This is a genomic window from Pantoea sp. BL1, from assembly GCF_000963985.1.
Taxonomy (GTDB): Bacteria; Pseudomonadota; Gammaproteobacteria; order Enterobacterales; family Enterobacteriaceae; genus Pantoea; species Pantoea rwandensis_B.
In genome coordinates, this window is sequence record NZ_JZRH01000001.1 from 27,856 (window position 1) to 51,466 (window position 23,611).

20 protein-coding genes are annotated in these 23,611 nt (G+C 53.6%); 6 read left to right on the forward strand and 14 right to left on the reverse strand.

The features are described from left to right. Position 1 precedes the first annotated feature (1 nt). The 6 genes from nuoF to lrhA all read right to left on the reverse strand — a co-directional run bounded on the left by nuoF (position 2) and on the right by lrhA (position 6,501). On the reverse strand, positions 2–1,342 hold the full coding sequence (gene nuoF, locus VH86_RS00105) for an NADH-quinone oxidoreductase subunit NuoF (protein ID WP_176505727.1): 1,341 nt from the start codon (positions 1,340–1,342) through the stop codon (positions 2–4). A 2-nt stretch (positions 1,343–1,344) separates the two neighbouring features. Next, positions 1,345–1,860 (reverse strand): NADH-quinone oxidoreductase subunit NuoE, encoded by a 516-nt coding sequence (gene nuoE, locus VH86_RS00110; protein WP_038645741.1) that lies wholly within the window; start codon positions 1,858–1,860, stop codon positions 1,345–1,347. A gap of 2 nt (positions 1,861–1,862) precedes the next feature. After that, positions 1,863–3,662, reverse strand: coding sequence for an NADH-quinone oxidoreductase subunit C/D (gene nuoC / locus VH86_RS00115; protein ID WP_045813647.1), 1,800 nt, complete (start codon positions 3,660–3,662; stop codon positions 1,863–1,865). Between the two features lie 115 nt (positions 3,663–3,777). Continuing rightward, the gene (locus tag VH86_RS00120) at positions 3,778–4,458 is read right to left on the reverse strand and encodes an NADH-quinone oxidoreductase subunit B family protein (protein WP_007889318.1); all 681 of its coding nucleotides are present in this window, start codon (positions 4,456–4,458) and stop codon (positions 3,778–3,780) included. A gap of 15 nt (positions 4,459–4,473) precedes the next feature. After that, a complete protein-coding gene (locus VH86_RS00125; protein ID WP_034825074.1) occupies positions 4,474–4,917 on the reverse strand; it encodes an NADH-quinone oxidoreductase subunit A in 444 nt (147 codons plus the stop codon). 660 nt (positions 4,918–5,577) lie between these two features. After that, the gene (gene lrhA / locus VH86_RS00130; protein ID WP_034825076.1) at positions 5,578–6,501 is read right to left on the reverse strand and encodes a transcriptional regulator LrhA; all 924 of its coding nucleotides are present in this window, start codon (positions 6,499–6,501) and stop codon (positions 5,578–5,580) included. 965 nt (positions 6,502–7,466) lie between these two features. On the opposite strand from lrhA, the gene VH86_RS00135 reads away from it, so the two are divergent. Together VH86_RS00135 and yfbR are read left to right on the forward strand one after the other, a co-directional pair. Next, positions 7,467–8,684: a pyridoxal phosphate-dependent aminotransferase gene (locus VH86_RS00135; protein ID WP_034825078.1), complete on the forward strand. Its 1,218-nt coding sequence runs from the start codon at positions 7,467–7,469 to the stop codon at positions 8,682–8,684. A 182-nt stretch (positions 8,685–8,866) separates the two neighbouring features. Further along, entirely contained in the window at positions 8,867–9,466 is a 600-nt protein-coding gene (gene yfbR, locus VH86_RS00140; protein ID WP_034825080.1) for a 5'-deoxynucleotidase, read from the forward strand. Between the two features lie 26 nt (positions 9,467–9,492). Here the strand turns inward: yfbR and VH86_RS00145 are convergent, their stop codons facing one another. The 3 genes from VH86_RS00145 to yfbV form a co-directional block, all read right to left on the reverse strand. Then, positions 9,493–10,152 carry a sugar phosphatase gene (locus tag VH86_RS00145; RefSeq protein WP_045813652.1) on the reverse strand — a complete coding sequence of 220 codons (660 nt, stop codon included), beginning with the start codon at positions 10,150–10,152 and terminating at the stop codon, positions 9,493–9,495. A gap of 14 nt (positions 10,153–10,166) precedes the next feature. Continuing rightward, the gene (locus tag VH86_RS00150; protein WP_045831534.1) at positions 10,167–10,661 is read right to left on the reverse strand and encodes a YfbU family protein; all 495 of its coding nucleotides are present in this window, start codon (positions 10,659–10,661) and stop codon (positions 10,167–10,169) included. A 152-nt stretch (positions 10,662–10,813) separates the two neighbouring features. Further along, complete coding sequence (gene yfbV, locus VH86_RS00155; protein WP_045831535.1) at positions 10,814–11,266, reverse strand: terminus macrodomain insulation protein YfbV; 453 nt, start codon at positions 11,264–11,266, stop codon at positions 10,814–10,816. Between the two features lie 339 nt (positions 11,267–11,605). On the opposite strand from yfbV, the gene ackA reads away from it, so the two are divergent. The 3 genes from ackA to VH86_RS00170 all read left to right on the forward strand — a co-directional run bounded on the left by ackA (position 11,606) and on the right by VH86_RS00170 (position 16,856). Further along, positions 11,606–12,808, forward strand: a complete 1,203-nt coding sequence (gene ackA / locus VH86_RS00160) for an acetate kinase (RefSeq protein WP_045831536.1) — start codon at positions 11,606–11,608, stop codon at positions 12,806–12,808. Between the two features lie 73 nt (positions 12,809–12,881). Further along, positions 12,882–15,026, forward strand: a complete 2,145-nt coding sequence (gene pta / locus VH86_RS00165; protein ID WP_182058733.1) for a phosphate acetyltransferase — start codon at positions 12,882–12,884, stop codon at positions 15,024–15,026. A 570-nt stretch (positions 15,027–15,596) separates the two neighbouring features. After that, positions 15,597–16,856, forward strand: coding sequence for a 4-aminobutyrate--2-oxoglutarate transaminase (locus VH86_RS00170; protein WP_045831537.1), 1,260 nt, complete (start codon positions 15,597–15,599; stop codon positions 16,854–16,856). 46 nt (positions 16,857–16,902) lie between these two features. Here the strand turns inward: VH86_RS00170 and yfcD are convergent, their stop codons facing one another. Together yfcD and yfcF are read right to left on the reverse strand one after the other, a co-directional pair. Next, the gene (yfcD, locus tag VH86_RS00175) at positions 16,903–17,448 is read right to left on the reverse strand and encodes an NUDIX hydrolase YfcD (protein WP_038645719.1); all 546 of its coding nucleotides are present in this window, start codon (positions 17,446–17,448) and stop codon (positions 16,903–16,905) included. A 111-nt stretch (positions 17,449–17,559) separates the two neighbouring features. Continuing rightward, positions 17,560–18,201 carry a glutathione transferase gene (yfcF, locus tag VH86_RS00180; protein WP_045831538.1) on the reverse strand — a complete coding sequence of 214 codons (642 nt, stop codon included), beginning with the start codon at positions 18,199–18,201 and terminating at the stop codon, positions 17,560–17,562. 202 nt (positions 18,202–18,403) lie between these two features. Between yfcF and VH86_RS00185 the strand changes: the two genes are divergently transcribed. After that, positions 18,404–19,297, forward strand: coding sequence for a TIGR01777 family oxidoreductase (locus VH86_RS00185; RefSeq protein ID WP_038645715.1), 894 nt, complete (start codon positions 18,404–18,406; stop codon positions 19,295–19,297). A gap of 36 nt (positions 19,298–19,333) precedes the next feature. Here VH86_RS00185 and VH86_RS00190 read toward each other — a convergent pair whose 3' ends face one another. From VH86_RS00190 to dalD, 3 genes are read right to left on the reverse strand one after another with little or no spacing between them, the layout of a single operon-like run. Beyond that, the gene (locus VH86_RS00190) at positions 19,334–20,614 is read right to left on the reverse strand and encodes an MFS transporter (RefSeq protein ID WP_038645712.1); all 1,281 of its coding nucleotides are present in this window, start codon (positions 20,612–20,614) and stop codon (positions 19,334–19,336) included. A 27-nt stretch (positions 20,615–20,641) separates the two neighbouring features. Further along, positions 20,642–22,111 (reverse strand): xylulokinase, encoded by a 1,470-nt coding sequence (xylB, locus tag VH86_RS00195; protein ID WP_038645710.1) that lies wholly within the window; start codon positions 22,109–22,111, stop codon positions 20,642–20,644. Positions 22,112–22,113: 2 nt separating this feature from the next. After that, positions 22,114–23,502 carry a D-arabinitol 4-dehydrogenase gene (gene dalD / locus VH86_RS00200; RefSeq protein ID WP_045831539.1) on the reverse strand — a complete coding sequence of 463 codons (1,389 nt, stop codon included), beginning with the start codon at positions 23,500–23,502 and terminating at the stop codon, positions 22,114–22,116. Positions 23,503–23,611 lie beyond the last annotated feature (109 nt).

The window sequence follows — 23,611 nt, forward strand, 5'->3', positions numbered from 1 at the left end:
ATTACCAGCGCGCTTTCAGCAGGTTGGGCTGAATACCACCGATCGATCGGGTATTGCCAAACACCTGCGGCGCAATGCCGGCTTCAAACTCTTCACGGAAATATTTAATCGCGCTCTGCAATGGCTCAACGGCACCCGGTGCGTGGGCACAGAAGGTTTTACCTGGGCCGAGTTGGCGGCAAAGCTGCAGCAGGGTTTCGATGTCACCCGGCTGGCCTTTTTTCTGCTCCAACGCACGCAGGATCTTCACGCTCCATGGCAAGCCATCACGGCACGGCGTACACCAGCCACAGGATTCACGCGCAAAGAACTCTTCGAGGTTACGCACCAGCGACACCATACCAATCTCATGATCGACCGCCATCGCCAGCGCAGTACCTAAACGGCTACCGGCTTTACCGATGCTGGCAAATTCCATTGGCAGGTCGAGATGTTGATCGGTCAGGAAATCCGTACCCGCACCGCCTGGCTGCCAGGCTTTAAACTTCAGGCCATCACGCATGCCACCGGCATAATCTTCGAGAATCTCACGCGCGGTCGTGCCAAACGGCAGTTCCCACACGCCTGGATTTTTCACGCGGCCAGAGAAGCCCATCATTTTGGTGCCGGTGTCTTCGCTGGTAGAGATGTTCTTGTACCAGTCAACACCGTTGAGGAAGATGGCTGGGACGTTGGACAAGGTTTCCACGTTGTTGACGCAGGTTGGCTTGCCCCATACGCCCGCACTCGCTGGGAATGGTGGCTTAGAACGCGGGTTCGCGCGGCGACCTTCCAGTGAGTTGATCAGCGCGGTTTCTTCACCACAGATATAGCGCCCAGCACCGGTATGCACGATCAGTTCAAAATCGAAACCGGTACCGAGAATGTTTTTACCGAGGTAGCCCGCTTCGGTGGCTTCGGCAATCGCACGGCGCAGATGCACGGCCGCTTCGATATACTCGCCACGCAAGAATATGTAGCCCCGGTAGGCTTTCAAGGCGAACGCACTGATCAGCATACCTTCCACCAACTGGTGCGGCATTTGCTCCATCAGCAGGCGGTCTTTATAGGTGCCTGGCTCCATTTCATCGGCGTTACACAGCAGGTAACGGATGTTCATGGATTCGTCTTTCGGCATCAGGCTCCACTTCAGGCCGGTGTTAAAGCCTGCGCCACCGCGACCTTTCAGACCGGAGTCTTTCACTGCCGCAACGATTTCGTCCTGGCTCATACCTTTCAGTGCTTTATCAGCGCCGACATAACCGTTTTTACTGCGATATTCATCGATCCACACCGGCTGCTTGTCATCGCGCAGACGCCAGGTGAGTGGATGAGTTTCCGCAGTACGAATGATCTGTTTAATGGTCATTGATACTGCTCCAGCAGATTGGCGATGCCTTCCGGGGTCAGATGAACATGGGTATCTTCATCCACCATCATGGTTGGGCCTTTGTCACAGTTGCCCAGGCAGCAGGTTGGCAGCAAGGTAAAGCGACCATCGGCTGTGGTCTGGCCCGGCTTGATATTCAGGTTCTGCTCAAGCGCGGCCTGAATGCCCTGGAAACCTGTGATGTGGCACACCACGCTGTCGCAGTAACGAATAACGTGACGGCCTACCGGCGTACGGTAAATCTGGCTATAGAAAGTGGCCACACCTTCCACGTCACTGGCTGGAATACCCAGCACGTCAGCAATGGCATTGATGGCACCGTCCGGTACCCAACCACGCTGTTTCTGCACGATCTTCAACGCTTCAATCGAAGCGGCGCGCGCATCTTCGTAATGGTGTTTTTCGTGCTCGATAGCGTGGTGCTCGGTCTCGCTCAGCACAAAGACCTCATCAGGGTCGATAGTGTGAATGGCAATTTTTTGATCGTGCATAATTAGCGGTCCACGTCTGACATAACAAAATCGATACTACCGAGGTATACGATCAAGTCGGATACCAGGCTGCCACGGATCACCGATGGGATCTGCTGCAGATGCGGGAAGCTTGGCGTACGCACGCGGGTGCGGTAGCTCATGGTGCTGCCATCGCTGGTCAGGTAGTAGCTGTTGATCCCTTTCGTCGCTTCAATCATCTGGAAGGATTCGTTGGCCGGCATGACCGGGCCCCACGAAACTTGCAGGAAGTGCGTGATCAGGGTTTCGATGTGTTGCAGCGTGCGCTCTTTCGGTGGCGGCGTGGTCAGCGGGTGATCCGCTTTGAACGGGCCTTCCGGCATGTTTTTCAGGCACTGTTCCAGAATGCGCAGTGACTGCCACATCTCTTCCATTTTCAGTTGAACGCGGGTGTAGGCATCACTAATGCCTGCGCCAACCGGGATCTCAAAATCGAAGTTTTCATAGCCTGAATACGGACGCCATTTACGTACGTCAAAGTCGAGGCCGGTGGCACGCAAGCCAGCACCGGTGGTGCCCCACGCCAGCGCTTCGTCCATGTTATACGCCGCAACGCCTTGCGAACGACCCATCAACACGGTATTGCGCAGTGCGGCTTTGTCATACTCTTTCAGACGCTTCGGCATCCAGTCGAGGAACTCACGCAGCAGACGCTCCCACCCTTTCGGCAGATCGTGTGCCACACCGCCGATGCGGAACCAGGCTGGGTGCATACGGAAACCGGTGATCGCTTCAACCACGTCATAAATTTTCTGACGGTCGGTAAAGGCGAAGAACACCGGCGTCATCGCACCAACGTCCTGGATAAAGGTGGAGATGTACAGCAAGTGGCTGTTGATGCGGAACAGCTCAGACAGCATCACGCGGATCACATTGACGCGATCTGGCACGGTGATCCCGGCTAATTTTTCCACCGCCAGCACGTAAGGCATCTCGTTCACGCAGCCGCCGAGATATTCGATACGGTCAGTGTACGGAATGTAGCTGTGCCAGGATTGACGCTCACCCATCTTCTCGGCACCACGGTGGTGATAACCGACATCAGGTACGCAGTCGACGATCTCTTCGCCATCCAACTGCAGGATGATACGGAAGGCACCGTGCGCGGACGGGTGGTTAGGACCCAGGTTGAGGAACATGAAGTCCTCATTGGTGGTGCTACGCTTCATGCCCCAGTCTTCAGGCTTGAAGGTCAGCGCCTCCATCTCCAGATCTTCTTTCTGTTTGGTCAGCTCGAACGGGTCGAACTCAGTGGCACGCGCCGGGTAATCTTTACGCAGCGGATGGCCTTCCCAGGTCTGCGGCATCATGATGCGCGTCAGGTGCGGGTGACCATTAAAGGTGATACCAAACATCTCCCAGGTTTCGCGCTCATACCAGTTGGCATTGGCGAAGATTTTGGTGATGGTTGGCACATTCAGATCGTTTTCAGACAGCGCCACCTTGAGCATGATGTCGCGGTTGCGTTCAATTGAAAGCAGGTGATAGAAAACGGAAAAATCCGCGGCGGGTAAACCGGCGCGGTTGGTACGTAAACGCTCATCGAAGCCGTGCAAGTCATAGAGCATGACGTACGGCTTTGGCAGCTTACGCAAGAATTCGACAATTTCCAGTAACTGTTCACGCTTCACCCAGACGACCGGAATCCCGGTGCGGGTGGCCTGAACGGTAAAGGCATCCGGCCCAAAACGGTTACGCAGCTCGCCGACCACTGGATCATCCAGGTGGTCACGGGTTTGCCATGCAGGCTGAGCGAGATCTTGCGTGGTTAAATCTGTCATACGTTACTCACCATTCCGGCCTGTAATCAGGCGCTAAAAGAAGGCGTCAGGATGGCGGCGCACATTAAATTGTGATGTTCTGCTGCGGCCGTTGTGCCATCCGTGTACGGGAAGCTTAGACTTCGTCTGGCGTTCTCAGGTTAGTGACGGCAATACGCTCGCCGCGTTTTCTCTCACGCTCTGGCTGCATATTGGCGCGATAAACGCCCTGATCACCCACCACCCACGACAGTGGACGGCGCTCTTTGCCAATCGACTCACGCAGCAGCAGCAGCGCCTGCATGTAAGCTTCAGGACGCGGTGGGCAGCCCGGGATGTACACGTCAACCGGCAGGAATTTATCCACGCCTTGCACCACAGAGTAGATGTCGTACATGCCGCCCGAGTTTGCACAAGCGCCCATGGAGATCACCCATTTCGGCTCCAGCATCTGGTCATACAAACGCTGAATAACCGGCGCCATTTTGGTAAAGGGCGTACCGGCGATCACCATAAAGTCAGCCTGACGTGGAGAGGCACGCATAACTTCCGCACCAAAACGTGCCACGTCATGCACCGCAGTGAATGACGTGGTCATTTCCACGTAGCAACAGGAAAGGCCGAAGTTATACGGCCAGAGAGAGTTCTTACGACCCCAGTTCACCATGTCATGCAGGGCGTGCTCGAGCTTGCCCATGTAGACGCTGCGATGAACGTGCTGCTCCAGGGGATCGGTAACAATCTCCTGTTTCTGCAGAGGATAACGATCGTTATCACCGCCGCCATTCGGGTCTACGCGTGTCAGCGTGTAGTCCATCTTATTGCCTCGCTTTTACTGCTTATGAGGGTTGGTGTGGTTGTGGCTGACCGGGATTGATTTGACCACTACGCGACGACGCGCAGGAGCCCAATCCAGTGCACCGATGCGCACCAGATAAACCAGGCCTGCCAATAGCACCAAAATGAAAATTGCGGCTTCGACAAAGCCAACCCAACCGCTTTCACGGATTGAAGTCGACCATGCGTATAAATAGAGGGCTTCGACGTCGAAAATAACGAAGAACATCGCAACCAGATAGAATTTAGCGGAGAGGCGAATATGAGTATCACCGACAGATTCGATACCCGATTCAAATGGGGTGTCTTTATGGCGTGCCCGTGCACGACCACCTAATAACCAACCGCCGGTCAACATGAAGGCACACAGGCCAAATGCAATAACAATAAAAACAATAAACGCCCAGTGATGAGCGATCACTTCTGTGGTTGTCGACATACTCTTTGCTTACTCATCAAAAGTGGCGCTGGCATCCTGCACTGTTGCAGCAAACACACCACATGAATTCAAGGGAAGGATAAAAAACCTTGTAAACTATGCTGTCATTATCAAATAAGCAGCAATTTTATGGGGTTTTTTACTCCTTTCTATAACCTTTTGTCAACTTTGACAAAAGCATCCAAACATTAATTAACACCCGTAGCATATTATTAACAAACGAACCCCATCATACCAGCTAAATCGCTTCAGTTTGTGAGGTTAATTTCAGTGTAGCGGGTATTCACATGCATGGATCGTGCATTTAACAATCATATTTTGACAGGTCTTACAGGGATTTCCCCCCCCTTATAGGGGGTATTTTTTTGATCCAGAACACATAATGGTGTTTTTTGCTGTAAAAATCGGCGATCGGTACAGGCAAATGCCCTGGGAAAGATGGCACGGAATGATAAAGAAGTTCCACTTTGAGCAAAAATGGAACAACCTCCATTTTTCAGGAAGACAGGAAAATTATTGATGGTGAATCGCGTTAGAAAGCGTGAATTAAAATGCATAAAAAGAGCCTTAGCTGATGTTTATCAGTCTAAGGCTCATTTTAATAAGTTTTAACAATTAACCGGTATTCCAATGTGAAGGAATAACCCGCTATTGTTCTCCTTACTCTTCGTCATCCAACAGCAGGGTGCCATCTGGATTTGCCGTCAGATTGTAAGGATCGTTGGTCGACTGCATCGCATTGAAGATCGCCAGCGCCAACTCGTTATCACTGTCTGGATTACGACACAACAGGTACTGAGTATCCGGCAATACCGGCAGCCCTTCAGCTGCACCCATCACACGCAGCTCTGGGCTCATCATCTCAACCGGACGTGCTGTAACACCCAGACCCGCTTTCACTGCCGCACGCACCGCTGCCAGCGTTGATGCAACATACGAAATGCGCCATGGGATGCCCGCTTCATTCAGGTGATCGATCGCCATGTCACGATACGGACTTGGTTCATCCAGCAGCACCAGTGGAATGGCTTCGCCGCGCTGGAAGATGTAATCCGCAGCACAGTACCAAAGCGTAGGTGAGGTACGCAGGACCTGATGGGTGAAATTACCAGGACTGGACGTGGTGACAACCAGATCAACCTCACCCTGATTCAGCATTTCCATCATGAACGGGTTGCGTTTGACGCGCACATCAATGGCCAGCTTCGGATAGACCGACGTTACGCGGTTAAGCAGGAACGGCAGAATGGTATCGGAAGTGTCATCGGAGGCGCCAATGGTCAGTACGCCCTGGATGTTGCTGTACATTAATGAGGTGCACGCTTCGTCGTTGAAACGAAGGATCTTTCTGGCGTAGCCGAGCAACTGGATGCCATGCTCCGTCAACAATTTATTACGTCCATGTCTGGCAAACAGCTCTTTACCTACCAATTGTTCCAGACGTTGCATCTGCTGACTTACTGCGGATTGCGTTCTGCACACTGCTGCAGCCGCCGCCGCAAAAGTATTCAAGTCAGCAACAGCAACAAAAGTACGCAGCAGATCGAGGTCGAGATTCAGTATCGGACGATTTGCATTAGTCATGTTTTTTCTTCACTTATAAGATTTTTTAAAACTACTACCCTGGTGTATTACCCTACTTATCAAATAGATAAGAGGTAATGGTGCTTAATGACAGCCCTGTGTGGAGCTGTCATGGAAAAATCGTGTCAGGCGGATGCCGACGGATACGTCACTCTGTATTCAGAGGAGCGCCGTCTAATAAGACAGAACAACTTCGGGTCCGAAGACGTATGTCGCACAGGTGCTGGAAGCTGCGTAGTTGTCTAGTTTCCCGCGAAAACGGCCTGCGGGTCAAAAAGAGATAACATCATGTTATGCTGATGCGAAGCGATAAAGTGCATCAAATAATAAATTATACTTAATCATTTTTACGCTTTAAAGGGAAATGTTTTCGATCAAATCATCGCATTTTTTGACCAAATCCCTTTTCCGCTACATCCTGCCACAATGCCGCTCATTTTTTAACCGCCCAGGTTCTTAAACTGCTGCAGCAGCGTTAAAGTTACAGTGTAAATGCTATTTAAACGGCTGCTGTGATCAGAATAGGTCACTTCGCAGCGCTTCATGCTGCCACCTTAAACTGATTAAGAATGCGTGACCTTCAATGGCACCAGCGATGGATGCAACGACACTGTTTAGTTCTTCGACATCCAACAAGATTTCTTTAACTATTTCATCAGGTCGCTAATGGTTTTTTTTGCAGGATGTAAATAAAAAATTTCTTAATGACCTCCAATACATATGGATTAGCGGCTTTACAGCACCAGCACAAACCACCAGCATTTTGTATCACAAAAAAACACACCAATAGAGTTATTAACCAGATTAACCCTCATATACTGCGTTTTGCGCCACCCGAGGCGGGAATCATTGGCAAACGCGCCAAAACCTTAAGCCGCCCTTCTTTTGTGACAGTGAGAGGAGTAAATTGGGCAGGTTTGATTTTGGTGGCAGGTTAAAGGACTCTGCCCGTTAAGGCGGTAACGATGAATTTTCAAATTGATAAATCCGGCAAGCTGGAAAATGTCTGTTATGACATCCGTGGTCCGGTACTGAAAGAAGCTAAGCGTCTGGAAGAAGAAGGTAATAAAGTTCTCAAACTCAACATCGGCAACCCTGCCCCGTTTGGTTTTGAAGCCCCTGATGAAATTTTGGTTGATGTGATTCGCAACCTGCCGAGTTCGCAAGGCTATTGTGATTCAAAAGGGCTGTATTCGGCGCGTAAAGCGATTATGCAGCACTACCAGGCGCGTGATATGCGCGATGTTACCGTCGAAGATATCTACATTGGTAACGGTGTCTCTGAACTGATTGTGCAGGCGATGCAAGCATTGCTGAACAGTGGTGATGAGATGCTGGTACCTGCGCCAGATTATCCGTTATGGACGGCAGCCGTGTCGCTGTCGAGCGGTAAAGCTGTGCATTATCTGTGTGATGAGTCTGCGGGCTGGTTCCCGGATTTGGACGATATCCGCAGTAAGATAACCCCGCGCACGCGTGGCATCGTCATCATCAACCCGAACAACCCAACGGGTGCGGTGTACAGCAAAGAACTGCTGATGGAAGTGGTGGAGATTGCGCGTCAGCACAACCTGATCATTTTCGCTGACGAAATCTACGACAAGATTTTGTACGACGAGTCACAGCACCATTCGATTGCGGCACTGGCGCCGGATCTGCTGACCGTGACCTTTAATGGCCTGTCGAAAACCTACCGTGTTGCGGGATTCCGTCAGGGTTGGATGGTGTTAAACGGTCCGAAGAAACACGCTAAAGGCTATATCGAAGGGCTGGAAATGCTGGCGTCGATGCGTTTGTGCGCCAACGTTCCTGCTCAGCATGCGATTCAAACAGCGCTAGGTGGCTATCAAAGTATCAGCGAGTTTATTGCACCTGGTGGTCGTTTGTATGAGCAGCGCCAACGTGCCTGGGAATTGATTAACGATATTCCGGGCGTCAGCTGCGTGAAACCACAAGGTGCTTTGTACATGTTCCCGCGCATCGATCCAAAGAAATTCAACATCTTTGACGATCAAAAAATGGTGCTGGATTTCCTGTTACAAGAGAAAGTGCTGCTGGTTCAGGGTACCGCCTTTAACTGGCCATGGCCGGATCACGTGCGCATTGTCACCTTGCCACGTGTTGATGATCTGGAAATGGCGATCAATAAATTTGGTCGTTTCCTGCAAGGCTATCGTCAGTAGTCTGACACACTGACCCGCAATGCATGCAGGCAGCAAGTGAATGAATCCAGGTTGCTTACCTGCGTGAGCGACTTGGGTGAGTGAACTCAGCTCACGCACATGCAACCCGAAGTATGAAGGGTATATACTGTTTTCATCTCGGGGAAGGCACTCCTTCCCCGCCGTGAGAACAGGAACCGTCTATGACCCGTAGCCACTTTTTCGCCCATCTCTCCCGTCTTAAACTGATCAATCGCTGGCCATTGATGCGCAACGTGCGCACCGAAAATGTCTCTGAACACAGTCTTCAGGTGGCGATGGTGGCGCATGCGTTGGCCATCATCAAAAACAAAAAATTTAACGGCAATCTCAATGCAGAGCGTATTGCGATGCTGGCGCTGTATCACGATGCCAGTGAAGTGCTGACCGGTGATTTACCCACGCCGGTGAAGTATTACAACGCGCAAATTGCGCATGAGTACAAAAAGATCGAAAAGATCGCCCAGCAGAAGTTGATCGAGATGTTGCCGCCGGAATTGCAGGATGCCTACCGTCCGTTGATTGACGAGCATTTGCATAGCGAAAGTGAACAAGCGGTGGTGAAACAGGCTGACGCGCTGTGCGCCTACGTGAAATGTCTGGAAGAGCTGTCAGCAGGAAATAACGAGTTTTTGCTGGCCAAGGCACGCCTGGAGAAAACACTGTCACAGCGTCGTTCCCCAGAAATGGATTACTTTGTAGAGATATTCATCCCAAGCTTTAGCCTGTCGCTGGATGAAATTTCTCAGGATACCCCATTATAAAAAACGGGCCGCTACGGCCCGTACTGTCAGATGTTGGCAGAAAGCGTAAACGTGCCGTTTTCTGCACGTGAAACCACCAGCGGTTCCAGTGTTTTCACCTGCCAGGTCACTTCATTCAGGCGCGGGGCATCCGTGGGTGCATTGACGGCAACCACTGCACTGCGCGCTTCCAGCCCGGCAATAATGCCGGCGGGAGCATCTTCAACCACAACGCATTCCGCTGCAGGCAGCCCCAGGCGTTCAGCACCCAGAAGATACGGCTCCGGGTTCGGTTTACCCAATTTGATGTTTTCTGCGGTAATGAACACTTCCGGCATGGGTAAACCTGCCGCTTTGTGACGCGCGTGAGCCACCGGGATCGATCCTGAAGTCACAATCGCCCAGGGAATCTGCAGTTCGTTAAGCGTGGCGAGCAATGCCTTCGCCCCCGGAATCGCTTGCACGCCCTGCGTGTCTTCTGCTTCTAAACGTTCAAGCCACAGAAACTCCGCCTGAATCGCCTCTTCAGACTGTCCAGCCATAAAATGGCGCAATGAATTGATAGCTGGCTTACCGTGTATGAAGTTCAGGACTTCTTCCGCCGCAATACCCTGGCGCTCGCCCCACAATGACCATGCGCGGATCACCGCAGGCAATGAATCCACCAACGTACCGTCCAAATCAAACAGAAAACCCCTGTACTTCACGCGTCGCTCCTTATTCAGGCATTGAGAATCTGCGCGATTTCGTTCGCGCTAAGATGATACTGACGCGGACAAGTGTGCCACACCGCCAGCATGCGTTGGTATTTTTCCCACATCGGCGTCTGGGCATTGAAGCCATGCGTACCGGAATCAAACTGGGTATAGCGCCCTTCAACGTTCACTATGAAGCGCACATAGCCGAGATAGCGTGCTTCGGTGGCCGCGTCAAAACCGAGAAATGCCAGACGGCGCTCTTCGATAGTACTGGCTTCTTTCAGGTTCGACCAGGAGACATGCAGCGCATGGTGCATTTCCATAATATCGATGAGCTGGCGGCAGGTGGCTTCCGTGAGCTCGCCAAACTCTTTGTCGAGTTCGCGCAGTTGCAGGCCGTAGCCCCGTTCGATGATGGTTTGGTAGCGGCGATAGCGCTCCGCATTTTCCGGCTCAAGCATCGCCATCATTTTGTATTGATTGGAGAGGATCAGTCGTTGTGCATGGGTCATTTCCACGGTTCGCTCCCGGGCCATCACGGCCGCTTAAGATTTAAACAATGGATAAATGATTACACAAGGAAAGCGATGCGTGTTTGCCCGCATCACTTTTCTTTGATTTGAACCCGGTTACTGCACACATTCTCTGGCAGTAAAAAGGGGATGATCGATCAAAGATCGTCGAGGAAGGTACGATCGAGTTGTTTGAAGGCGCGCTTCAGCACATCGGCCAGCGCCTGGTAAGTCGGTTTACCATCAACGGGGGCAATCGCTTGTCCCGCTTCTTCCAGTTTTGCGCGCACTTCGTGGAACCAGTGCAGTAAAGTCGGCGGCAATGGCGTGATGGAGCGTTTACCCAGCCACCACAATCCCTGCATCGGCAGACTGCAGGCAAAGAGTGCGGTGGCAATCGCCGGTCCCAACTGCCCGCCCATGGCGATTTGCCACGTCAGGGTGAATATCGCCAGCGGGGGCATAAAGCGGATGGCAAAACGCGTTGCCGTCACCACGCGGCTTTCAGGGAACATCGGTGCCAGTCGTTTGTCGGCTGGCCAGGTCTTCATGTAACGCTGACCGTTCTGGAATAAACCAAACCAGCCGGGATTGCTTGTGTCATTCGCCATGATAGACCTCAACTAATTCTGCAACGATTAAAATAAAATGATAACTACACAACTTTACGTGACATCCTTCAAAAGATTTTGTCTTTGCGGGTCACAGTGGGTATTCTGACGCCGTTTTAGCAACATTACCGGAAGCTTCAGCTCAATAAAATAGCGGTTTAGAGCCATGTTTCGCTAAGCAGATTTCAAAAATCTGCGTAAAATTACCGAAATTTTTTTGCATGTCGGTCTCTTTTTGACTACCGCATGATGTTAATCATTAATCTACCAGCATTCATGGGCTACGCTGTTAGTCTGATTGCGTTATTTTTAGCCACTCTTTAATCAATAGGTACTTCCATGTCAACGAAGTTAGTACTGGTTCTGAACTGCGGCAGCTCTTCACTTAAGTTTGCCATCCTCAATCCAGCCACCGGTGACGAATATCTGTCAGGTCTGGCGGAGTGTTTCCATTTACCTGAAGCGCGTATCAAATGGAAACTGGAAGGCAGCAAACAAGAAGCGCCTCTCGGCGCAGGTGCAGCGCACAGTGAAGCGCTGAACTTCATTGTTAAAACTATTCTGGCACAAAAACCAGAGCTTTCGGCACAAATCGCTGCAATCGGCCATCGTATCGTTCACGGCGGCGAGCAGCTGACTAAATCGGTCATCATCGATGAATCAGTGATTCAGGGTATTAAAGATGCTTCCTCTTTTGCCCCGCTGCACAATCCGGCACATCTGATCGGCATCGACGAAGCGTTGAAGAATTTCCCGCACCTGTCAGATAAGAATGTGGCGGTTTTTGATACGGCATTCCATCAGACTATGCCGGAAGAGTCTTATCTTTATGCTCTGCCGTACAAACTGTACAAAGAGCACGGCGTTCGTCGCTATGGCGCACACGGCACCAGCCACTACTATGTGACGCAGGAAGCCGCCAAAATGCTGAACAAGCCAGTCACCGAACTGAACATCATCACCTGCCACCTCGGCAACGGCGGTTCCGTTTCGGCTATCCGCAACGGTCAGTGCGTCGATACTTCCATGGGTCTGACGCCGCTGGAAGGCCTGGTCATGGGCACCCGCAGTGGTGATATCGACCCGGCGATCGTGTTCTTCCTGCATGACACGCTGGGTATGAGCGTGGATGCGATCAACAAACTGCTGACCAAAGAGTCTGGTCTGCTGGGTCTGACCGAAGTCACCAGTGACTGCCGCTATGTTGAAGACAACTACGCGACTAAAGAAGATGCTAAGCGTGCGATGGACGTGTTCTGCCACCGTCTGGCGAAATACATCGGCAGCTATACCGCGTTGATGGAAGGTCGTCTGGATGCCGTGGTGTTCACCGGTGGTATCGGTGAGAACGCGGCGATGGTGCGTGAGCTGTCATTGGCAAAACTCGCATTGCTGGGCTTCGAAGTGGATCACGAGCGTAACCTTGCTGCCCGCTTTGGTAAGTCTGGTTTTATCAACAAAGAGGGCACCCGCCCGGCCGTGGTGATCCCAACCAACGAAGAGTTGGTCATCGCCCAGGACGCCGCGCGTCTGACCGCCTAAATACACTTCTCTCCGTCAGCTCAGGCTGACGGAGTTGTTTTGGCTAGTCTGCAACACCTGAGAGGTTTTTATAGTGTCACGTACAATCATGCTTATCCCTACCGGCACCAGCGTCGGCCTGACCAGCGTCAGCCTCGGCGTGATTCGTGCCATGGAGCGCAAAGGCGTTCGCCTGAGCGTGTTCAAGCCGATTGCCCAGCCACGTGCGGGCGGCGATGCGCCAGATCAGACCACCACCATCATTCGTAAGAACTCCGCGATCCCTGCCGCTGAACCGCTGCAGATGTCACGCGTTGAGTCACTGTTGGGTTCGAACCAGCAAGACGTGTTGATGGAAGAGATCATTGCTAACTACCACGCGAATGCGCAAGACGCGGAAGTGGTGTTGGTGGAAGGGCTGGTGCCAACCCGTAAGCATCAGTTTGCCTCTTCACTGAACTATGAAATCGCTAAAACCCTGAATGCAGAAATCGTGTTCGTGACGGCGCTGGGCAATGATTCGCCTGCGCAGTTGAAAGAGCGCATTGAATTAACGCAAAGCAGCTTTGGCGGCAGTAAGAACAAGAACATCACCGGCGTGATCATTAATAAGCTGAACGCGCCAGTGGATGAGCAGGGTCGTACGCGCCCTGACCTGTCTGAAATTTTCGATGATTCGACCAAAGCGAATATTGCCAATATCGATCCTAAGCAGCTGTTTGCTAACAGTCCATTGCCGATTCTCGGCTGTGTGCCCTGGAGTTTCGATCTGATCGCGACGCGTGCCATCGATATGTGCCGCCATCTGAATGCAGAGATCATTAACGAAGGTGAGATCCAGACCCGCCGCGTGAAATCGGTGACTTTCTGCGCACGTAGCATTCCGCATATGCTGGAGCACTTCCGTCCAGGTTCACTGTTGGTGACGTCAGCCGATCGTCCAGACGTGTTGGTTGCAGCGTGTCTCGCCGCCATGAACGGTATTGAGATTGGTGCCGTGTTGCTGACCGGTGGTTATCAGATTGAAGCACCGATTGCGCGTCTGTGTGAACGTGCCTTCCAGACCGGCCTGCCGGTGTTTATGGTAAAAACCAATACCTGGCAGACCTCACTGAGCCTGCAGAGCTTTAATCTGGAAGTCCCTGCAGATGATACCCAGCGCATTGAGAAGGTGCAGGAGTATGTGGCCAGCTTTATCGATGCCGATTGGGTGGAATCACTCACTGCCACGTCCGAGCGTAGCCGTCGTCTGTCTCCACCAGCCTTCCGTTATCAACTGACCGAGCTGGCACGTAAAGCCGGCAAACGTATTGTGCTGCCAGAAGGTGATGAGCCGCGTACGGTGAAAGCCGCTGCGATTTGCGCCGAGCGTGGCATTGCATCTTGTGTACTGTTGGGTAACCCTGACGAGATCCAGCGTGTGGCTGCCGCTCAGGGTGTGGTGCTGGGCCAGGGCATTGAGATTGTCGATCCAGAAGTGGTGCGCGAGAATTATGTGCCGCGTTTGGTTGAGTTGCGTAAGAGTAAAGGCATGACCGAAGTGGTCGCGCAGGAGCAGTTGGAAGATAACGTGATGCTCGGCACCATGATGCTGGAGCGTGGCGAAGTGGACGGTTTGGTGTCGGGTGCAGTGCATACCACCGCGAATACCATTCGTCCGCCGTTGCAGTTGATCAAGACCGCGCCAAACAGTTCGCTGGTGTCTTCAGTGTTCTTTATGCTGCTGCCTGAGCAGGTGCTGGTGTATGGCGACTGTGCGATTAACCCGGATCCGAATCCAGAACAGCTGGCAGAGATCGCGATTCAGTCTGCGGATTCCGCCAAAGCCTTTGGTATCGATCCACGCGTGGCGATGATTTCCTATTCAACCGGTAACTCCGGTGCGGGTAGCGACGTTGAGAAGGTACGCGAAGCTACGCGTATTGCTCAGGAGAAACGTCCTGATCTGGTGATCGATGGTCCGTTGCAGTATGACGCCGCGATTATGGAAGATGTCGCGAAGTCGAAAGCACCAAACTCTGCCGTTGCAGGTCGTGCAACCGTGTTTATCTTCCCGGATCTGAACACCGGTAACACCACTTACAAAGCGGTTCAGCGTTCGGCCGATCTGATTTCCATCGGGCCGATGCTGCAGGGTATGCGCAAGCCGGTGAACGATTTGTCACGTGGCGCATTGGTGGATGACATTGTTTATACCATCGCACTGACCGCGATTCAGTCACAGCAGGCAGAAGGCTAAGTCTTTTTTCTTCCTGCTGAGCGTAGAGAGCATGAGGGTTAAACCTTGTGCTCTTTTTTTTGCTGCCAGTTTGGTGGGATGCGATCGGTAGATTGCCTGGTGCTGTTTTGCTGTGAGCTGGGGCTATTGTCGTTGAAAGCTGGGGGCAATCGTTGCTGCGGGCTGGGGGCAATTGTCGCTGAAAGCTGGGTGCTATAGTTGCTGCAGGCTGGGTGCAATCGACAGGGAAGGCCAGTCCGATCACGAAGGATTAACGCATCCCTGCAGATCGGCCGCGCCGTCCATGGCGCGGACGCTTCGCTCTTCGCACTGGCCTTCCCTGTCTTTCAAACTTCATCATCGCTTTTGCAGTGCACAACTTCGCATTCTTACCGTTTGTGAGAAGGGTTCTCGTGCATTCCTGTTGGCACTCTCCTTCTCTGCCTTTCAAACTTCATCATCGCTTTTAGGGTACACACCTCCGCATTGAGACCTTATATAACGAGGCGATTTTCACGCAGTTGTTTACTGGCGAAAAAACATCCTGCCGCTCACACTGATGACAGTCCCCCGTGAATTGCGAGGTTAATGATGAGCAACAGTGATGTGCACAGTCGTCGATTGAAGGCCACGCCGCGCGGCGTGGGTGTGATGTGTGATTTCTATGCGGTCAAGGCGGAAAACGCCACGGTGTGGGATCAGAAAGGACGCGAATACACTGATTTCGCGGCGGGTATCGCGGTGCTGAATACCGGGCATCGTCATCCGAAAGTGATGGCGGCCGTGCAACAGCAGTTGGATTGTTTTACCCATACCGCGTTTCAGATCATCCCCTATGAAAGCTATATTCATCTCGCTGAAAGGCTTAACCAGTGCGTTCCGATAAGCGGCGCAGTGAAAACCACTTTTTTCTCCAGCGGCGCGGAGGCGGTGGAGAATGCGGTGAAGATTGCCCGCGCGGCGACCGGGCGTCCCGGCATTATTGCGTTCACAGGTGCATTCCATGGTCGCACCCATATGACGATGTCACTGACGGGTAAGGTCGTGCCTTACAAAACCGGCTTTGGGCCGTTCGCCGGTTCGGTATTTCACGCCCAGTATCCCAATGCGCTGCACAACGTGAGCGTGCATCAGTCATTGGAGAGTCTTGAGGCCATTTTCCGCAGTGATATCAGCCCACAGCAGGTGGCGGCGATCATTTTCGAACCCGTGCAGGGCGAAGGCGGTTTTTATATTGCGCCGCCAGCATTTGTATCTGTGTTACGCGCCTTATGCGATCGTCACGGCATTTTGTTAATCGCCGATGAGATTCAGAGCGGTTTTGCGCGCACCGGCAAGCTGTTCGCCAGTGAGTATTACGATGTGCAGCCAGATTTGATCACCATGGCAAAAAGTCTGGCGGGCGGGTTTCCGTTATCGGCCGTATCCGGGCGTGCCGAAGTGATGGATGCCCCTGAACCGGGTGGTTTAGGTGGCACTTATGCGGGCAGCCCGCCCGCGATAGCCGCCGCGCATGCCGTGCTGGATATTATTGATGAAGAGCAGTTGTGCGCACGCGCTAACCAATTGGGCGAACAACTCAGTGCCACTTTGCGGAGTGCAGGATGCGCATCCCTTGCTGAGGTGCGCGGGTACGGCTCAATGGTTGCGGCAGAGTTTCAGGATGACTCAGGACGACCATCAGCAGAAATCACCAAAGCGATTCAGTTACAGGCGCTGGCACAAGGGCTGATTTTACTGACCTGTGGCGTACACAGTAATGTGATCCGTTTTCTTTATCCGCTGACGATTCCGCAGCCACAGTTTGATAAGGCCCTGCAACTGCTCAAAGACATTTTGCGTGAGCATTAGAAACAACAAAGGCGCCGTTGGGCGCCTTGTTCGAACGTAGCGGGAATCAGGATTCGCTGCTCTGCTTGCGACGCGCGGCATCGCTGTTGCGGCTCAGCCACAGTGATACGGCTTTGAGCGAGTCGTCGGTGAATTCATCGCAGCGTGCAGTGATCTCTTCTGGCGTCATCCAGAACACTTCATCCACTTCTTCTTCCTGCATGGCGAATGGGCCATGTGACACACAGCTAAACAATCCGCCCCAGACGCGGCAGTGCTCATCTTCGAAGTAGAATTTACCATGTTCGGCAAACGGCACTGCGGCGATCCCTAATTCTTCTTCCGCTTCACGGCGTGCAGATTCCAGCAGGTCCTCACCACTCTGTACCACGCCACCGGCGGTCGCATCGAGCATACCCGGCATGAAGTCTTTGATTTCAGTACGACGCTGCACCAGAATTTTGCCCATACCATCATGCACCACGATGTAGGTCGCACGATGACGCAAATTCTGCGCACGCATCTGCGCACGGCTGGCCTGCGCAATGACTTCGTTCTCTTCACTAACGATATCAACCCACTCGATACCGCTATCTGCCGTTTGATCCACCATCCGTAACCCTTTTCTGTTTTCGGCGTGCCCAGCACGCGCCTGTTTGCGATGCCTTATTAGAATGAGCGGTAAGGTAAAGCGTTCTTTTCGCCTCCGCAAGGCTCTTCGTGCTTAGCGCGATTTGCCTGATTCGGCCAGCCACAATTGCACTGACGCGCGTTGCCACTGAAACTCGGCGTAATGCTGCAATTTCACCGGTAACGTGTCGCCATGCAGTGCCAGGCGGTTAATCATCACCGCCAAATCGGTGTCGGCAATCGACCATTCACCAAACAGGTTTTGATGTCCATCCGGTAGCAGGCGCTGAACTGCCGCGATCAACTTGCTGGCCGCCTGCTCGCCTGCCGGAGTTAATGGCGCAAAGCGCTCGCCGGCAAACAGCACTTCCGTCGGGCGTTCAGCACGCAGCGCCATTAAATCACTGCGCAACCACGCCTGCACTTCACGCGCATGCGCACGCTTTTCACGATCGCGCGGATAGAGACGCTCAAATTCAGGGGCCGGAAAACGCTCTTCAAGGTATTCAGCAATCGCTGAAGATTCATTGAGCACCAGATCATCAATTTGCAGCGTGGGCACGCGGCAGGTGAGCGACAGCGCGCGATAGTCATCATCAAGCTGTGCGTTTTGCGCTAAGTCCACGCGTTTCAGGGTGAAGGGAATGCCCTTCTCGGTGAGTGCAACGTAGACCGACATAGCGTAAGGGCTAAAAAAGGATGCATCGGACCACAAGGTGATGGATGGATAGTTCATCGGCTGCCTCAATAAGCATCAGGTGTGCTTTCTATTTACCGATTTTTATTTGTTAAGGCAATGGTGTGCTGGTCGGATCTTTGACCTTAAGGCCAACACAAACTTTCCCTTTTTCTTCATTAGCGTAAGCGCTGTCACGCTATCCGCGCGCTTCTCTTCTATGATCAGTCTGAGCAGAAAATAAATTACAAGGAGGCTCAGCATGCACCTGCTTATTACCGGTGGCACAGGTTTGATAGGCCGCCATTTGATACCGCGTCTGCTGTTGCTCGGACATCAGGTGAATGTCGTCACCCGAGATGTCGCGGCGGCACGGGACAAACTGGATCCTCGCGTTTCGCTGTGGTCCGGTATCAATCAGCAAACCGATCTCGACGGTATTGATGGCGTGATTAATCTGGCAGGCGAGCCGATCGCCGATAAACGCTGGACCGAACAACAGAAACAGCGGCTGTGTGAAAGTCGCTGGCAGATTACCGAACAAATCGTTTCGTTGATCCACGCCAGCAGCAATCCACCGCATTTTTTAATTTCCGGATCCGCGACCGGTTTTTATGGTGATACCGGCGATCTGGTATTAACAGAAGATGATCCTGGTCACGATGAGTTTACCCATGCTCTATGCGCACGCTGGGAGCAACTGGCGCTTAACGCACAGAGCGATCGCACCCGCGTGTGCCTGTTACGTACTGGCGTAGTGTTAGCCGAGGAAGGCGGCGCATTGGCGAAAATGAAGCTGCCGTTCAAGCTGGGTGTCGGCGGCCCCATTGGCAGCGGTAAGCAGTATCTGCCGTGGATTCACATTGACGATCTGGTTAACGCCATCATCTGGCTGATCGACAATAACCACCTGAACGGACCGTTCAATATGGTTGCGCCTTATGCGGTGCGCAATGAGCAGTTCGCCGCCACACTCGGCCACGTGATGCATCGACCGGCGTTTATGCGCACCCCAGCCAGCGCGATTAAGTTGATGATGGGAGAATCCGCCGTGCTGGTGCTGGGTGGGCAGCATGTTTTGCCGAAACGGCTGGAGGAGTCGGGTTTTGGCTTCCGTTGGTATGATTTGCAGGAAGCGCTGCAGGATGTGGTCTGATAAACAGACGGCGGCCCTGAGCCGCCGTTTTTTCGCTTAGCTGCGTTGTTCCGCTACTCGCGATTTCACCGCCCTCTCTTCACGCGTGTGTCCCGGCTGCGGCACGCGAATGATAAAGGTCAGCACCCCCGCAAATACGTACAGCGCGGTGTAAGCCCATACCACCCCGACAATATCAAAGAACGGCAACATCACTGAGGCGATAGCCGGAGCCACGAAATTGCTCAGGCCCGCCGACAGGTTATAGATCGAGACGGCGGCACCTTTGTGATGCGGCTCCAGCGTCGGAAATACTGCCGTCATCGGTACAAATGCCGCCACAAAGATCCCCAGCATCACTGCCGGAATCAGCGCCACCCAGAAGTTGTGACCGGCATACAGCGGCAGGTAGTAAAACATCAGGCTGGAGATCGCCATCCCCAAACAACCGAACCAGCGTACCTGACGGATCCAGCCTAGCTTCTCACCGGTAATGCCCCAGAAGATGTTGGTGAAAATGGTGACAAAGAAGAACACCGCCCAGATCTGCAGCCATTCAGAGATGGTGAAGCCGAGACGATCGACAAACAGCAGTGGCATGATGATGGCAAAACCAAACAGCGACAGCGTGTTGATGATGCGAATCAGGCAGGCATAAAACACATGCTGATTGGTGAACAGGATGGTCACGGCCCGCGACATCTCGGTCATTTTGTCACGCATCGGCAAATTCACACGTGAGCGATCCACCGGCACGTTGCGCAAGCTGAAGTACGCCAGAATACCGCCACAGGCCACCCAGATAATCGCCAGCCACAGTGTCCCGGTTTCTCCCAGCATCGGGATGGTCAGGCTTGGCAAATAGCTGCCGACCACGCCGATGCCGACGGAATACATTGCCCAGAACCAGCCGGTTGCTGCTGCCAGTTTTTCACGTGGCAAGACCTGCACCAGCATCATCATGAACGAGTAGATAAACAGCGGATAAGCCAGCCCGCGGATGCCGTAGAACAGCACCATCAGCGGGTAGTTGCGCAGGCCAAGCCCCAGCGACATAAACAGTGCATGCATCACGATCCACAGCACAAAGCCAATCATCATCGCGCGCTGCGGGGTGATCAGCTCAGCCACCACGCCAGACGCCCAGGCCGCCAGCGCCGCCGCTAAACCATAAAAGGTAAACACCACCGCAGATTGCGCAGGCGTAAAGCCCATGTCGGTGATATGGCGCGACAGAAACGCCATTTCGAAGCCATCACCCGCCATGAAAATCGCGATAGCGAGGAAGCCCCAGAACATCTTTTTCGGTAAGCCAAACCAGTATTCGTTCGATTGCATCACCATCACCTTCTGTTCGGTAAGCCGTTATGCAGGCAGCAAGCTGCGCACCTGTTGTTGTTGGATGTAGAGTTCGCGGAACAGACGCAGCCGCTGTTGCAGCACCGCACCGCGCGTCACGTCCGGTTGGTAGCGCGCCTGTACCGCCGGTTTCAGACACACCTCATGCTCAAGACCGCCATCCGCCAGCCACGCTAAACGCGCGGCGCCCAGCGCACCGGATGCGCTGGCCGGATGGGTGACGATAGGCAGTTGCAGCACATCGGCAATCAGCTGTGCCCACAGCGTGCTACGCGCACCGCCGCCGGTCAGGCTACATTGTTGAATGTGATGCTGGGCGTCCCCGAGCACGGCTAACCCATCCGCCAGCCCAAATGCCACACCTTCAATCACCGCATAGCCCAGCAAGGCACGCGGCGTTTCGTGGCGTAGATTGAAGAAAGAACCGGAGGCGTCAGGATCGTTATGCGGTGTGCGCTCACCTGACAGGTAAGGCAGGAAAACCGGTGCGCGGCGCAGTTGTTCATCATTGAGCTGTGCCATCTCCTCCATCAGTTGGCTTTCGCTTACCGACAGCAGATTGCAAAGCCAGCGCAGACAACTGGCGGCGCTGAGCATCACACTCATCTGATGCCAGCGGCCCGGTAGCGCATGGCAGAAGGCATGCACACCGGACTGAGGATCGGCCTGTAAGCGATCGTTCACCACGAAGATCACACCGGACGTGCCCAATGAGATAAAGGCATCGCCCGGATTCACTGCACCCACGCCAACCGCTGAAGCAGCATTGTCACCGCCACCACCGGCCACCGTCACCGAAGTGGATAAGCCCCATTCGCTCGCGAGTGCCGGTTGCAAGCGGCCACTCACCGCGCTGCCTTCTACCAGCTCAGGCATCTGCGCGCGCGTCAGTCCGGTAATAGACAACAGTTCATCAGACCAGTCACGCTGCGCCACATCCAGCCACAGCGTACCGGCAGCATCGGAAGGCTCACTGACAAAGCGCCCGGTAAGGCGCCAGCGCAGGTAATCTTTTGGCAGTAAGACCTTATCGATGCGGCTGAAGATCGCTGGCTCATGTTCAGCCACCCAGCGCAGTTTCGGCGCGGTAAAGCCGGGCATGATCATGTTGCCGCTGATCGCCATCATCTGCGGATAGCATTTACGCAGCACATCACACTGCGGCGCACTGCGTGTGTCGTTCCACAAAATGCATGGACGCAACACCTTGCCGTCCGCATCCAACAGCACAGCGCCATGCATCTGACCGGATAAGCCGATAGCGCGAATCTCGGCCCACGCATCAGGGGATTGATGACGCAATCCCGCCAGCACCTCGGTGCAGGCTTGCCACCAGCGTTCGGGATCCTGTTCTGCCCAGTGAGGATGTGGGCGCTGCACAGCCAGCGTGGCGTGCTGAGACGCCACAATCTCGCCGTCTGTATTAACGATCAGCGCTTTAAGTTCTGAGGTGCCGATATCGATGCCGAGATACATGATTACACCGCCGCCAGTTCTGGCTGTTTCAGCCACTGCTGCAAACCCTCAACACGACGCGTCACCAGCGCATGAAACGCCTTGTCGTTGGCCAGTTCCGCAAACAGTGCGCTGTCACTCAGGAAGGACGCCAGCGGGTCAGCACTGGCGAATTGTTTACGCAGCGCATCGGCCTGTAGCGCGCCATCCTGATAGGAATACGGCAGATCGTCATTGGCCCAGCGCTGCATAAACAGGAAGAACAGCGCAGGAATCACCGCCGTTGCGGTGGGCTGCGCGCCGCGCTGGTAGCACTCTTGCAGGGTTGGCGTCACCATGCCGGGAATTTTGGACAGGCCATCAGCGCCCACGCGCTGATTGGTGTCTTTGATGTATGGGTTGCTAAAGCGGGCCAGCACTACGTCGCGGTAATCGGCTAAATCAAGCGGGCTGGGCGACAGGGAGGGAATGACATCCTGAGTGACGTAGTCATGCGCCAGTTGATAAATCGCCGGATGACGTGTGCTGTCATCGATATAGTTCAAGCCAATCAGCGTGCCCGCCCAGGCAATCGCGGCATGCGTCGCATTGAGGATGCGGATTTTCGCCTCTTCCCACGGCAGCACCGATTCCACCAGCTCAACGCCGACCTTTTCCAGCGCCGGACGCCCGGCAATAAAGTCATCCTCAATCACCCACTGAATAAAGGACTCCGCCATCACCGCTGCGCGATCCTGTTTGCCGGTTGCGGCTTGCACGCGCTCCGCCACATCCGGCGTAGGGCGCGGTGTGATGCGATCGACCATGGTATTCGGTGAAGTGGTCTGTGTGCGCACCCAATCTGCCAGCGCGGTATCGCCTTTGGCCGCAAGGAAGGCGAGGAACCCCTCACGGAAACGCTCGCCGTTATGGCGCAGGTTGTCACAGTTCAGCAGTGTGACTGGCGCGCCGCCCTGCACAACACGCTGCGTCAGGATGCGGCTGAGTGCGCCATAAATAGTGCGGATATCGCCGCTCAGGTCGGCCTTCACGTCTGCCTGGTTAAGATCCAGGGTGAATTCAGGCGTCAGGTAGTAACCCGCTTCAGTCACGGTAAAGCCAATTACACGAGTTTCCGCATTGGCCCCCTGCTCAACCAGCGCGCTGATTTCACTGTCCCACGGCAAGATTTTGCGCAGCGAAGTGATAGTTTCATAGTCGCGCTCACCTTCAGGCGTCACGGTTTCCAGCACATATTCGCCGTTCTGCGCCGCTAACTGATTGAGCAGCGGTACAGCGTCATTGCGAATATTGCCGAGCGCAATGCTCCAGCTTTCGTCTCCCTGCTCGCGCAGTTTATGCAGATACCACGCCTGATGTGCCCGATGAAATGATCCCGCGCCGATGTGCATCCACACTGATTGATTGGTCATAATCGCCTCAATTAAACATTTGCCACAAATAAGGGCATTTGCCCGATAGCCAGTAGCATAGTGCGCGTGGAGAGGTTCTTTCTGCGAGCCTTATCACAAATAATACTTT

Coding starts and splice junctions, on each gene's coding strand:
- nuoE (WP_038645741.1), bottom strand. CDS start 1,860: ATGCACGATCAAAAAATTGCCATTCACACTATCGACCCTGATGAGGTC.
- nuoC (WP_045813647.1), bottom strand. CDS start 3,662: ATGACAGATTTAACCACGCAAGATCTCGCTCAGCCTGCATGGCAAACC.
- VH86_RS00120 (WP_007889318.1), bottom strand. CDS start 4,458: ATGGACTACACGCTGACACGCGTAGACCCGAATGGCGGCGGTGATAAC.
- VH86_RS00125 (WP_034825074.1), bottom strand. CDS start 4,917: ATGTCGACAACCACAGAAGTGATCGCTCATCACTGGGCGTTTATTGTT.
- lrhA (WP_034825076.1), bottom strand. CDS start 6,501: ATGACTAATGCAAATCGTCCGATACTGAATCTCGACCTCGATCTGCTG.
- VH86_RS00135 (WP_034825078.1), top strand. CDS start 7,467: ATGAATTTTCAAATTGATAAATCCGGCAAGCTGGAAAATGTCTGTTAT.
- yfbR (WP_034825080.1), top strand. CDS start 8,867: ATGACCCGTAGCCACTTTTTCGCCCATCTCTCCCGTCTTAAACTGATC.
- yfbV (WP_045831535.1), bottom strand. CDS start 11,266: ATGGCGAATGACACAAGCAATCCCGGCTGGTTTGGTTTATTCCAGAAC.
- ackA (WP_045831536.1), top strand. CDS start 11,606: ATGTCAACGAAGTTAGTACTGGTTCTGAACTGCGGCAGCTCTTCACTT.
- VH86_RS00170 (WP_045831537.1), top strand. CDS start 15,597: ATGAGCAACAGTGATGTGCACAGTCGTCGATTGAAGGCCACGCCGCGC.
- yfcD (WP_038645719.1), bottom strand. CDS start 17,448: ATGGTGGATCAAACGGCAGATAGCGGTATCGAGTGGGTTGATATCGTT.
- yfcF (WP_045831538.1), bottom strand. CDS start 18,201: ATGAACTATCCATCCATCACCTTGTGGTCCGATGCATCCTTTTTTAGC.
- VH86_RS00185 (WP_038645715.1), top strand. CDS start 18,404: ATGCACCTGCTTATTACCGGTGGCACAGGTTTGATAGGCCGCCATTTG.
- VH86_RS00190 (WP_038645712.1), bottom strand. CDS start 20,614: ATGCAATCGAACGAATACTGGTTTGGCTTACCGAAAAAGATGTTCTGG.
- xylB (WP_038645710.1), bottom strand. CDS start 22,111: ATGTATCTCGGCATCGATATCGGCACCTCAGAACTTAAAGCGCTGATC.
- dalD (WP_045831539.1), bottom strand. CDS start 23,502: ATGACCAATCAATCAGTGTGGATGCACATCGGCGCGGGATCATTTCAT.